Annotated in this window: 12 protein-coding genes, 1 tRNA gene and 1 riboswitch; of the genes, 5 read left to right on the top strand and 8 right to left on the bottom strand. The window is 62.8% G+C overall.

What is annotated here, in order from left to right; genetic code table 11:
- Window positions 1-19 precede the first annotated feature (19 nt).
- Window positions 20-1,366 (top strand): lysine N(6)-hydroxylase/L-ornithine N(5)-oxygenase family protein, encoded by a 1,347-nt coding sequence (locus ABH939_RS11260; RefSeq protein WP_007734359.1) that lies wholly within the window; start codon window positions 20-22, stop codon window positions 1,364-1,366.
- Complete coding sequence (locus ABH939_RS11255; protein ID WP_003945538.1) at window positions 1,363-1,611, top strand: MbtH family protein; 249 nt, start codon at window positions 1,363-1,365, stop codon at window positions 1,609-1,611. The genes ABH939_RS11260 and ABH939_RS11255 overlap by 4 nt, the downstream gene beginning before the upstream one ends.
- Before the next feature lie 84 nt (window positions 1,612-1,695).
- On the opposite strand, the gene ABH939_RS11250 is transcribed toward ABH939_RS11255, so the two are convergent.
- Entirely contained in the window at window positions 1,696-3,123 is a 1,428-nt protein-coding gene (locus tag ABH939_RS11250; RefSeq protein WP_007734361.1) for a threonine/serine exporter ThrE family protein, read from the bottom strand.
- A 122-nt stretch (window positions 3,124-3,245) separates the two neighbouring features.
- Here ABH939_RS11250 and ABH939_RS11245 point away from each other — a divergent pair.
- Window positions 3,246-3,317: transfer RNA gene (locus ABH939_RS11245), tRNA-Thr, on the top strand.
- Between the two features lie 70 nt (window positions 3,318-3,387).
- On the opposite strand, the gene ABH939_RS11240 is transcribed toward ABH939_RS11245, so the two are convergent.
- From ABH939_RS11240 to ABH939_RS11220, 5 genes are all read right to left on the bottom strand, one after another.
- Window positions 3,388-4,185: an ANTAR domain-containing protein gene (locus tag ABH939_RS11240; protein ID WP_404649628.1), complete on the bottom strand. Its 798-nt coding sequence runs from the start codon at window positions 4,183-4,185 to the stop codon at window positions 3,388-3,390.
- A 478-nt stretch (window positions 4,186-4,663) separates the two neighbouring features.
- Window positions 4,664-5,479, bottom strand: coding sequence for a hypothetical protein (locus ABH939_RS11235; protein ID WP_003945831.1), 816 nt, complete (start codon window positions 5,477-5,479; stop codon window positions 4,664-4,666).
- A gap of 47 nt (window positions 5,480-5,526) precedes the next feature.
- A complete protein-coding gene (locus ABH939_RS11230) occupies window positions 5,527-5,841 on the bottom strand; it encodes a multidrug efflux SMR transporter (RefSeq protein WP_007734365.1) in 315 nt (104 codons plus the stop codon).
- Window positions 5,842-5,855: 14 nt separating this feature from the next.
- A riboswitch (guanidine-III (ykkC-III) riboswitch) is annotated at window positions 5,856-5,921 on the bottom strand.
- Between the two features lie 43 nt (window positions 5,922-5,964).
- On the bottom strand, window positions 5,965-7,236 hold the full coding sequence (locus tag ABH939_RS11225) for a hypothetical protein (RefSeq protein ID WP_058039185.1): 1,272 nt from the start codon (window positions 7,234-7,236) through the stop codon (window positions 5,965-5,967).
- Window positions 7,223-7,558 carry a hypothetical protein gene (locus ABH939_RS11220; protein WP_007734367.1) on the bottom strand — a complete coding sequence of 112 codons (336 nt, stop codon included), beginning with the start codon at window positions 7,556-7,558 and terminating at the stop codon, window positions 7,223-7,225. The genes ABH939_RS11225 and ABH939_RS11220 overlap by 14 nt, the downstream gene beginning before the upstream one ends.
- A 49-nt stretch (window positions 7,559-7,607) precedes the next feature.
- On the opposite strand from ABH939_RS11220, the gene ABH939_RS11215 reads away from it, so the two are divergent.
- The gene (locus ABH939_RS11215) at window positions 7,608-8,324 is read left to right on the top strand and encodes a response regulator transcription factor (RefSeq protein ID WP_007734368.1); all 717 of its coding nucleotides are present in this window, start codon (window positions 7,608-7,610) and stop codon (window positions 8,322-8,324) included.
- Window positions 8,321-9,772: a sensor histidine kinase gene (locus ABH939_RS11210; RefSeq protein WP_404649627.1), complete on the top strand. Its 1,452-nt coding sequence runs from the start codon at window positions 8,321-8,323 to the stop codon at window positions 9,770-9,772. Before ABH939_RS11215 ends, ABH939_RS11210 begins: the two co-directional genes overlap by 4 nt.
- A gap of 24 nt (window positions 9,773-9,796) precedes the next feature.
- Here the strand turns inward: ABH939_RS11210 and ABH939_RS11205 are convergent, their stop codons facing one another.
- Together ABH939_RS11205 and ABH939_RS11200 are read right to left on the bottom strand one after the other, a co-directional pair.
- Window positions 9,797-11,068: an alanine racemase gene (locus tag ABH939_RS11205; RefSeq protein WP_404649626.1), complete on the bottom strand. Its 1,272-nt coding sequence runs from the start codon at window positions 11,066-11,068 to the stop codon at window positions 9,797-9,799.
- 86 nt (window positions 11,069-11,154) lie between these two features.
- The gene (locus tag ABH939_RS11200) at window positions 11,155-12,630 is read right to left on the bottom strand and encodes an amidohydrolase family protein (RefSeq protein WP_064688557.1); all 1,476 of its coding nucleotides are present in this window, start codon (window positions 12,628-12,630) and stop codon (window positions 11,155-11,157) included.
- Between the last annotated feature and the right edge of the window lie 122 nt (window positions 12,631-12,752).

Below are 12,752 nucleotides of genomic sequence, written 5' to 3'. Positions count from 1 at the left end.
CGGGGATGGACTACCTGTAATGAGTGAATCACCAAGAGACTCCAGCGCCGAACCTGCCATTGTCGACATCGTCGGCGTCGGGTTCGGTCCGGCCAACCTCGCGTTGGCCATTGCTGTCGAAGAACACAATGCAAATTGTGCGGCCGTTGATCGGGTGAACGCGCGGTTCTTCGAAAAGCAGTCTCAGTTCGCGTGGCATCCCGGGATGCTGCTCGACGGTGCCACCATGCAGATCGCGTTTCCGAAGGACCTGGTGACGTTCCGGAATCCACAGAGCGGATACAGCTTCTTCTCGTATCTGTTCGAGCAGGGTCGACTGGTCGACTTCGTCAACCACCAGACCTTCTTCCCCACGCGCCACGAATTCAACGACTACCTGTGCTGGGCAGCTCGACGAGTCGACGCGGACGTGCAGTTCGGTACAACCGTCGACGGGGTCGAGGGCATCAAGAACTCCGACGGCGTTGTCGATCGCTTTGCGGTTCGCACCGCCGACGGTGAAACGGTGATCGCGCGCAACATCGTTGTCGGAGCCGGACTGAAAGAGCGGATCCCGGAGTGGGCGACGCCTTCGTCGCGGTGCTTCCACAATCACCAGTTCCTCTTCCATCTCGAAGCAATGCCGGAGCCCGTACACAACCGGTTCGTCGTTCTCGGCGCCGGCCAGAGTGCCGCGGAGATCGTGGACTACCTGCACGCGAACTACCCGAACGCCGAAGTTCACAGTGTTTTTGCCCGCTACGGCTACAGCCCGGCAGACGACAGCCCGTACGCGAACCGCATCTTCGATCCCGAAGCCGTCGATCAGCTGCACGGTGCAGACGCCGCGGAACGACGCCGACTTCTCGATTTGCACCGCAGTACCAATTACTCGGTCGTCGACATCGAACTGATCAACAAGCTGTATGCCACCGAGTATCAGGAGATGGTTCGTGGGCCGCGGCGACTGTTCATGCGTCGGGCCTCGGAGATCACGAGTGCCGTGGAGACCGAATCCGGCATCGAACTGGCTGTCCGTAGCAATCTCGACGGCTTGACCGACACGCTGGCGTGCGACGCACTCATTCTGGCCACGGGTTTCACCCCGGCACCTCTGGACGATTTGTTGGGTGAACTCGTGCCGGATTCGTCCGTTCCGCGTAACGTCAGTCGGGATTATCGACTGGCTGTAACGGAGGACGTGACAGGCGGTATCTATCTGCAGGGTGGGACAGAACAGACTCACGGATTGACGTCGTCGCTGCTGTCGAACGTGGCAGTGCGGGCGGGGGAGATTCTGGCGTCGGTGCTGAGCCACCAGAACCGAACTGGTGCGCTTGCTAGTCTGGGCGCACAAGACACGTACGTAACGAGTGAGGCGAGATGAGCACTAACCCTTTCGATGACGAAGACGGCCGCTTCTACGTGCTGGTGAACGACGAGGACCAGCACTCGCTGTGGCCCACGTTTTCCGAGGTCCCCGCCGGCTGGCGAGTGGTGTTCGGTGAAGACAGCCGCAAGGCGTGCCTCGAATACGTCGAGGCCAACTGGACCGACATGCGTCCGAAGAGCCTGCGTGAGGCCATGGAAGCCGATCAGGCTGCCGGTGGAAAGCACGCAGTCGAGAGCTGATTCTCTCACCGCTCGGAACCCCCCGAGTGAACAGAAAAGAGCTGGGCACCGTCAGGTGCCCAGCTCTTTCTGCTTGAACGACGCCTACTTCTCGGTGACGGGAACTCGACGCCTGCGCTTGCGGACCATCGGGCGACGTAGCGAGTCCACGCGCATCAGAATCCGTGGACGACGCAGCGTGCGCGCTCCCCACTCGCCGAGCGTGACGCCCGCGGCCAGGGCGCAGCCGATGCCGAAGGCCGACAGCAAGGCAGTCAATCCGATCAGTACCTGGTCGTTGAGCAGCGCGTACAGGCCTCGGTACAGCGACAGACCGGGGAGCAGCGGAGTGATGCCTGCGACCGCGACAACCAGCGGAGGCGTCAGTGCGCGGCGAGCCATCAGACCACCGGCAAGACCGACCACGGTTGCGGCGATTGCGGCGGCGATCACGGGACCGACGTCGAGTGTCTGCACGAAGATCGACACACCACTGCCTGCCGCACCGCCCAGGAACGCCGCGGTGAGTGCACGCCTCTCGGCGTAGCAGGCGAGCGCGTAGAACACCGACGCACACGCACCGGAGAGCATGAGGATCGGCAACTGCGTGATGGTGGAGACTTCCACATTGATCGGTGGAAGCGTCGAACCCAACATCCCGGTCATTCGCAACGAGATTGCGACGCCCGCGATGATGCCGCCCGTCATCATCACCACTTCGAAGAATCGCGCGACAGCTGTAATGGGTGCACCCATGATCGCGTCCTGGACCGAGCCCACCAACGAAAGCCCGGACAGTAGAACGACCACTCCGGCCGCGATGACCAACGACGGCCGGATACTGATCCCCAGCTGGTCCTGAAATGTATAGAGCGTGGCGGCGGGCGCAGCCGCGATGAGACCACCGACAACCTGCTGGAAGAAGAACGGTAATCCGAACCGGTTCAGTACGCGGTTGACTCGATCGATGACCATCGTCGTCAGAAACGCGACTGTGGCAACGAGGAACCCGCCGCCGAGCAGGACGGAGACCGAAGCCGCCATCGCAGCCCAGGCCATGGTCGCGGTCCACCGGTTGTACGGGTGCGGCGCCGTCGTGATGGCTGTGAGCGCGTCGTGCGCTTGGTCCGGTGTGATCGCCTCACGGCGGATACGACGTGTCAGACGGTCGACGGCCGCCAGCCGCGTGAAGTCCATCGAGCGGTAGTGGACGATGCGCATCGTGCTCGCCGGCGGTCGCGTCGGGCCGCGATAGGCAGAGAGCACAATCGAGTTGTAAGTGACGTCGACGTCACACTGGGCAAGGCCGTACGTGGCGGCGATGAACTGCACCTGCTCAGCGGTGTCCATGGCCGCGGTTCCGGATGCGAGGAGGACTTCGCCCACCCGAACCGCGAGGTCCAGGACCTCTGCGACGACGGCGTCGTCTGTCAGGTCGATCGGTTGAAGCGGTGCGGGAGCCGACGTGACCGTGTCGACGGTGGCTTGCCGGTTTCCCGTCAGGCGTGTGAGTACTTCGGTGAATTTCGCCATCAGGGGGCGGAGTGGGAGTTGCGCATGGGGCCCACGCTATCTAACGTGACCCGCGCGCGGCCACCGTGACGGCTTGGATATGATGGCTCCGCAAAGTCAGTCGCGGCAACGCGTCGGTCTTCGCCTCCTTAGCTCAGTGGTAGAGCACTCGCCTTGTAAGCGAAAGGTCGTCGGTTCAATCCCGACAGGAGGCTCCGAAAGAAGAGGCACTCACCAATGTGGTGGGTGCCTCTGTATTTGCTGAGGTGCCGATAGGCGCCCGGTTCAGTTGGTCTCGGGCTTGTTCGTAGCCTGGCGCGGGTCGATCGCGCCGTCGATGTACTGCTGGGCGATCACTCGCAGTTTGACGTTGCTGCGCTGCGAGTCCTGGATGAGAATGCGGAAGGCTCCGTCGGCGTCGACGTGGTGGGTGCCCATGATGATGCCCTTGGCCTGTTCGATGACGCCTCGCGATTCGAGTGCTCGCTCGAGGTCCATTGCGTGCTTTCTGGCGATGTCGAGGCGCTGCGAGCTGTGCAGCGCGTAGGCCGAGGTCACGGCGAACAGTTGGAGCAATGCCACGTCGGCGCCGGTGAAACCTTGGAGGTCGTGGCTGTAGAGATTGAGGGTTCCGAGCGGGCGTTCCCGGCCAGGCAGTGGCATGGACAAGAAGCTGACGGCGCCGACTGCCTTTGCCGCGCTTGCGAATTGAGGCCACCGGCTGTGGGCTTCGCTGGCATGTGCGCGGACAACGGTTCCCGTGCGTGACGACGTCACACTCGGTCCGTAGTCCAGTCGGAATTGGATCGAGTCGACGGTGCGAACAAGTTGGTGGGTGGCGGCGACGGTTCGGAATGTCGTGTCCGAACCGCCGATGGTAATTCCGGCCATGTCGGCGTCGGCGATGAGATCGACGGCATGCCTGCAGACTTGTTCGAGAAATTGCTCGGCCTGGGCATGTGGATCGAGGTGCGCGTACAGCGATTGCAGGGCGTCCGAGGCGGCGTCCAGGCTGTCCTGCGACGCGGAATTTCGGCCCCCGGTGGGGCCGCGGTGTCCTCTGGCGATGCGCGGCGCCGTCATTGTCTCAACCACCCTTCCCCATCACGTCGCAGGCATGTCCGATTCGTCTCATTGTTGCACCGGACTAACTGTTGTGCACTCTGTTTCGGTGGACAAGTGTCTGATGGGGCGGACGGTTATGTGAAGTGGTCTGCGTATGCCCAATCGTGATGTTTGATTCGGCCGTTAGCGGGTAGTGCGCCGATCTTGGAATTATGTTGTCCTGCAACAGTTAACGTGGAAACTGCGACCGGGGTACAAGTTTTCTCCGCAATGGCGCGCAGGTCACGAACTTGGCCTATTGTCAGCGCCAGCGCACAATCTTGTACGCGTAACCCGTAGACAGTGAAGGGGATACGACGATGAACGGACTGATCGCGGCTCTGAACAGTGGAATGACCGTTGGCTTGGCCAACACGATCCTGACTTTCGGCGGAATCATCATCAACCTCAACATCGTGATCAACAACTGACCGCGTAATCGGCGAGTAACCGTTTGTTATGCCGATTCGATCGGAAGGTCCGGCCCTGGGCGGTCGCTCTTGCTCTTGAGCCACCGATTGGGAAGTTTGCCGGCAAGTTCTCCGAGTGGACCGACTGCAGCGCTGAGGATTCCGACGGTTTCCTGAAGGACCTCGATGCTCGCGCTCATCCGCTCGAGGTTGGGGGCGAGGGAAGTCAAGGTGTCGGACAGTGCAACGATCTGGTCAAGCGGGCCGCCTTCGGCGATGAGCCGTTCGAAGGCGCCGTTCTCTGCCAGGAGTGTTTCGAGGATGCCGTTCTCGGCCAGTGCGCGATCGATGACACCGTCCTTGGCAGTCAGGCGTTCGACGGCACCGTCTTGCGCTGTCAGGCGTTCCAGCGGACCGTCCTCCGCCATCATTCGGTCGAGGAGACCGTCCGGCGCGAGCAAGCGTTCCAATGCGCCGTTCTCGGCGAGCACCCTATCCAGCGGTCCGCCGGGGGCAAGAAGTCTTTCGAGTGGTCCGCCGGGAGCGAGCAGTCGTTCGAGAGTGCCGTCGGGTGCAGTCAGTTTGTCGACCGGACCGCCGGGAGAGAGAAGTCGATCGAGTGGCCCACCGGGGGCCAAGGCCTGCCCGATGGGCCGATCGTCAGCGGTGAGTGATGACAACTGCTGGATCATCTGCATGGGTCCGCGGGGGCTTGCCAAGCCGGCAGCACCCGCCGTCACCGCGCCGGTATTACCGACGGCGATACGAACTGTCGTGACCGTCAGCTCGGCGATTCCCAAACTGATCTCTGCGGCTGCAATGCCCGCGCGTAGGGGAAGCGTGAGCATCTCCAGCAGTTTCATGCGTTAACTGTAACCGGTAACACACAAACACTCACCAGGATCGCCGGTCAGTGAAGGACCTTCAGACCGACGACACAGCCGACGATGCCCAGGATCAGCAGTATCTTGACGATCGACGTGGACTCCGCGCCGGTGATCATCGCATATCCCACAGTCAGGGCGGCGCCGATGCCGACCCAGATCGCGTAGGAAGTCCCGATGGGAAGGGTACGCATTGCATACGCGAGGCCGGCCATACTGACGATCAGGCCGAGGACGAAGACGATGGTGGGCGACATCTTGCTGAATCCGTCGGACTTACCGAGTGCGGTAGCCCAGACAGCTTCGAAAAGTCCGGAAATGACGAGCACGATCCATGCCATGGTGAACAACTCCCAAGGCACCGTCTTTTCGCTGGCCGGGTACGGTGCGCTCGTCCGGATGTCGTCGTTGACCACCCAACCATAGCAACAGAATTCTGCGTTCCGACCCGATCAGCTGGCGATTTAGGTCACCACCGCCGTTCGAACTCTCTTCAGATGGATGGTCGACACGGACACCACGATCGTCGCCGTCGCAGCGAGAACAGTCAGAGGAATCGGCGTGTTCACGGCGGCCGGTCCGTGTTCGACGAGCACACCGGTAGACCACCCGAATTCCCGCGAGCCCGGGTCCAAGAAGGTCGGTGAAACCGAGAACAACGTGAAAGCGACGGGCAGCATCGCCCCGCTCGAGACTGCTTCGACGGCAACAGGCATGCATGACGTGACGGCCAGTCCCAGCGCAAGCGGGAGGATGAGGACGTAGGCAACCGTGGTCGGGGCGGCATCCAGCAATCCCGAGAGTGCAGTCACGGCAAGGAGTCCCAGCCCGAGTTGCGGCATCGGTCTTCTCCAGCCGACGACGACGCCCAACGCCAGGGCAGCAGCTCCCGCGGGCATCGCCCAGGTCCAGTCGGATGGAAAGGAAATCGAGCTGACCGAAACCGCGCTGACTGCCAGTCCGACGAGTACGAAACGACCGTCGTGTGGCGGCAACCGCCAAGCCAGTGCGACGGTAACGGCAACCGCCAATACCACCGCGATCACCCATGACCCAGGTGATGTCGTCGAGCCCAACCACACATAGAGAGCCGTGAATACCAGGGGCAGAACAACTCCCAGCTTCACCAGGCGTGCGTCGATGTCGCCCGGCTCCTGATTCGGTCGTGCGAGTGCGGCGACTCCACCCACGAGAAGAGTTGCGGCGAGCAGAATCCAGACGGGAACCGTGGACGGCACGGGGTAGGAATCGCCCGGAAGTGTGAGCGACCACCTGGGGACGCGATCGCGCCATAAGTCCGCTGCGCCGAAGTACAGGGTCGTCGTGGTTACGCCGAGTCCGAGAGCGGTTTGTGCTCCGCGGTGACCCTTCGTCGGAAATGCCGCTGCCGCGAGGAAAGCGCCTGCTCCGATTGCGTTCAGAGTCACCGAAATCTGGGCGGAGACGGGGACGAATGCAGGTAGCGCGATGGCGAGGGCGCCGACTACAGCGAAGACACTCGCGAGACCGCCACGTCCCCAGCGATGCAGTAGCGCTACGCCGACGGCCGCAACCACCGCGGCAGTTGCTCCCGCCCACTGCGGCGTGATCACCACCGAGATAACGCCGGCGTCGGAGAAGGAGAAGTCGTCAACTCGGGACTCGGCCACTGCGTACGCGGCTACCACACCGCCGACCAGCGCGGACGCCACAGGACCGTAGAGCTGAGCGATTTGAACTGGGCTACGTTGCTGCATAATTCGTCGAATTTTTGCACAACCCGCCGATACGACTGATCGTCACATCGCCGTGCGGATCCATCCACACCGGTTCCCCGTCTCGAAGTCGAGGAACCAGCAGATGGCGTCCTCGACTCGGCCACTGAACGAAGTCGTAGCCGGCCAAATTTGTCTGAACTGCGTCGGCGACCCACACCGCAGCGTCCGCGAATACAGTCTCCATCGACAGTGCGTTGAAGTAGCTGAATCCGCTGATGTCACGTGTGCCTTGCCAGCCGATCGAAGCCTGGATCCTTGCCGGGATCCTGCTGTCAGCTTTCACCTGCACCCGGCCGTTCACAGGAAGCTCCCAGGGAACATACAGCGGGAATCCAGTGGCAGGGGAGAAGATGGTTCTCGTGACCGACAAGACCCCCGAAGCCCGCATCCTCGTTGTCGACGACGAACCCACCATCGTGGAGTTGCTCTCCGTGAGCCTCCGATTCCAGGGTTTCGAGGTGGCAACTGCTTCGAGCGGCGCCCAAGGCCTGGACGTCGCACGGACATTCCGTCCCGACGCGATCGTTCTCGACGTCATGATGCCCGGGATGGACGGCTTCGGTCTGCTTCGACGCCTGCGCGCCGACGGTGTGGACGCGCCGGTCCTGTTTCTGACGGCGAAGGATTCGCTCGACGACAAGATCAGCGGCCTGACCCTCGGCGCGGACGACTACGTGACCAAGCCGTTCAGCCTCGAAGAAGTCGTGACGCGGTTGCGGGTCATCCTGCGCCGCGCCGGTCGCGGTGTCGCGCCGGAGCAGTCGCCGCGGGTGAAGTTCGCCGACATCGAACTCGACGACGACACCCGCGAGGTCTGGAAGAAGGGCGAGTTGGTTGCACTCTCGCCCACCGAGTTCACACTGCTCCGATACTTCATGGTCAACGCCGGGACGGTTCTCAGCAAACCGCGGATTCTCGACCACGTCTGGAATTACGACTTCGGTGGGGAGGTCGGAGTTGTCGAGTCCTACGTTTCCTACCTGCGGCGCAAGGTGGACACGGGGGAGACACCGCTGATTCACACATTGCGTGGGGTCGGCTACGTGATGCGTGAACCGCGGCAATGATCGCCGCCGCGGAAAACGATCAGCTTCCGAAGCGGGGTCGTTTCCGTCTCCATTCACTGCCGCTGCGCTTCACCCTGGTTGCGGCCTTGCTGGTGTTGGCCGCGCTGGGTCTGTTGGCGTCGGGTGTAGCGGTCACTTCTGCTCTCGAGAACTCACTGACCCAGCGAACCGACAAAACGCTGTACGAAGCGGTCGACGGTTGGGCAAAGCCGCACAGCAGAGACCTGCAGCCGCCCAGTGACGTCGGCCCGGGCACCCGCCCACCCAGCCCCTTCTTCGTTCGGACCGTGACCCCGGACGGACGGGTGATCATCCTGAACGACAAGTCGACGACGACCGAACCCGACCTGTCGAAAGATTCCACCAACGGCCCGATCACCGTCGGATCGAGCGACGGTTCGGACGTGAACTGGCGGGTTCTCACGACGGTCCGCGACGGCACGACCACGACTATCGGTGTGCGACTGACGGATAACGAGCAGACCGTCGACGACTTGGTCGGCCTGCAACTCGGCATCGGTCTGGTTGTCCTGCTGATCCTCGGCGGCGCAGCGTATTTCGTGGTTCGTCGGAGCCTCCGTCCGCTGGTAGAGGTGGAGGAGACTGCCGCTGCCATTGCCGCCGGCGACCTTCATCGACGTGTTCCGGAGCGCGATGACCGCACCGAGGTCGGTCGACTGTCCGTGGCGCTCAACGGAATGCTCGCGCAGATTCAACACGCATTTGCCGCGACCGAGGCTTCGGAGGAATCGGCACGGCGTTCCGAGGAGAAGATGCGTAGGTTTGTCGGCGACGCGAGCCACGAGTTGCGCACACCCTTGACGACTATTCGTGGGTTCGCCGAGTTGTATCGCCAAGGCGCCATGACTGATACGGAAACGCTGATGAACCGGATCGAGGGCGAGGCGTCGAGGATGGGACTTCTGGTCGAAGATCTGCTCATGCTGGCAAGACTCGACGAACAGCGTCCACTCGAGAACAATCCTGTGGATCTGCTTGCAGTTGCGGCGGATTCGGTACAGGCGGCACGAGCGATCGCACCGGATCGAACTGTCGAACTTCAGATGACCGGCGGCCCAGGCCTGCCCGAAGTGCATGGTGACGAGGCCAGGCTGCGTCAGGTAGTCGCCAATCTGGTGGGCAACGCGATCAAACACACGCCGCCGGATGCGCAGGTCACCGTTCGTGTCGGTACGACCGAGAACTCCGCGGTGGTCGAGGTTTCGGATACCGGTCAGGGTTTGAGTGACGAGGATGCCGCGCGGATCTTCGAGCGTTTCTACCGCGCCGACACCTCTCGCACCCGTGAGACCGGGGGCGCCGGTCTCGGCCTGTCCATCGTTTCGGCTTTGGTTGCAGCGCACGACGGAACCGTCAGCGTCGAGACCTCCCTCGGGCAGGGGACGACGTTCCGCGTCGAATTGCCGCGTGACCCGAAGGACGACTGACGCCGGATTACCGCAACCGGCCCCTCAGAAGTAGGTGTGCACCGTACCGACGACGCGGTAATCCGAATCGACCTCGGGAATCAGTGACCACTTGTCGAATGTGGTGCAGGGATGCGAGATTCCGCAACCGAGCAGATCGCCGACCTTCACGTCGAAGTCAGCCGGAACGTCGACGTACGCGTGCTGGTCGTTGAGTGCGGTGATCGTCAGCTCTCGTGCTGATCGGTTGGATCCGTCGCGTCGGCGCCACAGGACTATGGGAAAGCCTGCGTCGGAACCGACATCGCGGCGGCCGAAGCCCAGGATCACCCGTCCGGGTTCAGGTATGGAGAGCACTACACCCCAGACCTCTGCGGCTCCCTGCAGAGTTCGCGGACCGTCAGCCCACGGCGAAGTTTCGGCATAGAGACCGTGATCATGGGTGATATAGCAACCGCTGCGCAGCACGATGCGTACACCGTTGTCGAGTGCCCACCGTCCGGCCAGTTCGCGCACAACGAGATCGTGAAACGCACTGCCGCCGAAAGTGACCAGTGGCTGGGGAGCCTTCGCGGAGTTGTTCTCGAACAGGTTCTCGGCCACACAGATTTCCGTGAAAACCCGCGCGGATTTGAGATACGAATCGACGGAGATACGGCGGGCTGCTACCGAGGCTCCGGGCATCATGCCCTCGAACCCCTCGACTCCGGTGAGTATCAACGAAGGTGCCTGCGATGCTGCGCGTGCGACGTCGAGTGCTTGCTCGACAGTGCGAGCGCCCGCGCGTCCGCTGTCGTAGCCGAGTTCGACGAGAACCCGGATACGGCTGGCCGGTGAGACTTTCGCGATCAACTGTTCCATCAGGCGGACGCTCTCGACCGAGTCCACGAGGGTGGTGACGAAGAAATCGGGGTCGGTGGCCTGGGCGTCGCAGATCCACCGAATACCGGCGGGATCGAGAACCTGACTGGCGATGATGATGGTGTCCACACCGAACTCACGCAGAATGCGTGCCTGCGCAACGGTTGCCGCCGTCATCGCCCAAGCCCCGGCGTCGAGCTGCCGTCGAACCAGTTCGGGACTCATCGTGGTCTTCGCGTGAGGCGCCAGATCCACATCGTGGTCGGAGCAGAACCGCGCCATGAGGTCGACATTGTGCGCGATCGCTGCACGGTTGAGTGTCATCACGGGTAGCAGGAGGTTGCCGTCGAGTGCCGAGATCCCCAGCGGCTCGAGGTCGGAACCGTCGCGACCTTCGAGGTCGGTGCCGAAGGCCTTGTGCTGCCAACCGATCGGGGGGTTCGCGAAATCCGTCATGGCATCGATTGTGCCGTTGATTGCAGACGATGTGTTCATGTGTGGTGACTTTCTGTCAGAACTATGCAGGTCAGGATGAGATCCGGCTACGAGCGGCGTACCGGGCGACCAGGCAACGCCTCCTGGACCACGACACCGTCTTCGACGACGGGTACTCCGCCGACCAGCACGCGGCTGATACCGGTGGAGGGGCGGGTGCCGTCGATGTACGTGGCGTTGTCGGTGATTCGCTCGGGGTCGAAAACGAGGATGTCCGCGTCGCTACCGGGGCTGATCCGGCCTTTCGTCGCCATCGAGGGAACCGACTCCTCCAGAATCTGCGCAGGGATCAACGAGCAGCGCGCGATGATCTCCGACAGCGACAGCAGTCGACGCTCGCGGTACAGCGTACGAATCGCACGTGCATAGGTGCCGGCGCCGCGGGGGTGGCCGAGCGCCTTCTTCGGCAGTGGCCACTGCAATGCGTCGGCAGGCGAACGGCCGGGCCAGGTCAGTGGCATCGCGTCGCTCGCGATGGCGGCGCGATCGAAAGTCATCGCCCGTTCGAGGAATTCGCGCTGCACGGTGTCGTTCTCGTCGAGGAACTCCACCAGCACCAGTCCACCGGGGTCGGTGGCCCGAAGATGTTCCAGCTGCTTGCGGTCCGCGATACGTTCACCGGTGGGTACGAATGTCAGCGACCGTGGTGTCAGATTCATCAGGTGCAGCTTGTCGGGATCGAGAAATGCAGCTCCGACGGCCGTCGACCCGGAACCGTACGGATACGCCTCCGTCGTGACGCGCGATCCGGCTGCCTGAACCTGTGCCACCACCGACAGCGCGTGGTCGACGTGCATTCCCGAGGTGCTGTTGACGTGGCAGTAGTGCATGTGTGCGCCGGTTTCGGCTGCTGCACGGGCGATTTCGACGGCACCATCCACCGGGCTCGACGGATCGGCCGAGATGAGAGGGCGCGCATGGGTATAGGTGGGAACACCGGCTCGCGCCGCGAGATCCGCCACCTGTAGGTACTCCACCGGATCGGATTTCGGCGCGTACCCGACCACCACGCCGATGCCGAGAGCGCCTGCGGCCAGATCGTTTTCGAGGAGTTCGAGAATGTGGGCGCGCTGAGAGGCGGTGGGCTCGCCCTGCCAGCTCGGGGAACCGAGATGGTGCAGGAGCGTTCTGATGTCGCCGTCGGGATCGGCCCCTGAGAGTTCGATCATTCGGGCGTGCGCCCACGACGTCGCGTAGCCGTAGTTGATCGGGCGGCCCTCGGCGCCGGCCCGGGCATATGCCTTTGCAACAGGAATGACGCCGGCTTCCAGTTCGAGGGCCGTCGTGACTCCGTCCAATGCCTGAAGTCGCTGCTCGGCGATTTCCTGTCCGTGGCTGTGCAGGTCGATGAATCCGGGGCAGATGACCTGACCGGTCACGTCGATCGTCTGCCGGGCTTCGATCGCGTCGCGACCCCACGCCGAGACCTTGCCGTCGGTGATCGCGATGCCCCGTACCTCGTCTGTCCCCGATGCGGGATCGACGACACGGCCGCCGGTGAACACGATGTCGTGGACCTGCATCAGCGCTGCACTCCTGTCGTTGGTCGAACCGCCTGGCCCGGCGAATGTCCCGATGGTTTCACGGCTCGGGTATCGGATTCTGGTGTGAACGTCCCAAATGGAGGCCGACTCACCGTTCGAGC

It is taken from the genome of Rhodococcus sp. 27YEA6, from assembly GCF_044908235.1.
In the GTDB taxonomy this organism is placed as follows: Bacteria; Actinomycetota; Actinomycetes; order Mycobacteriales; family Mycobacteriaceae; genus Rhodococcus_F; species Rhodococcus_F qingshengii.
Note: the sequence above shows the minus strand (reverse complement) of the source record. Positions and strands in the feature narration are given on the sequence as shown.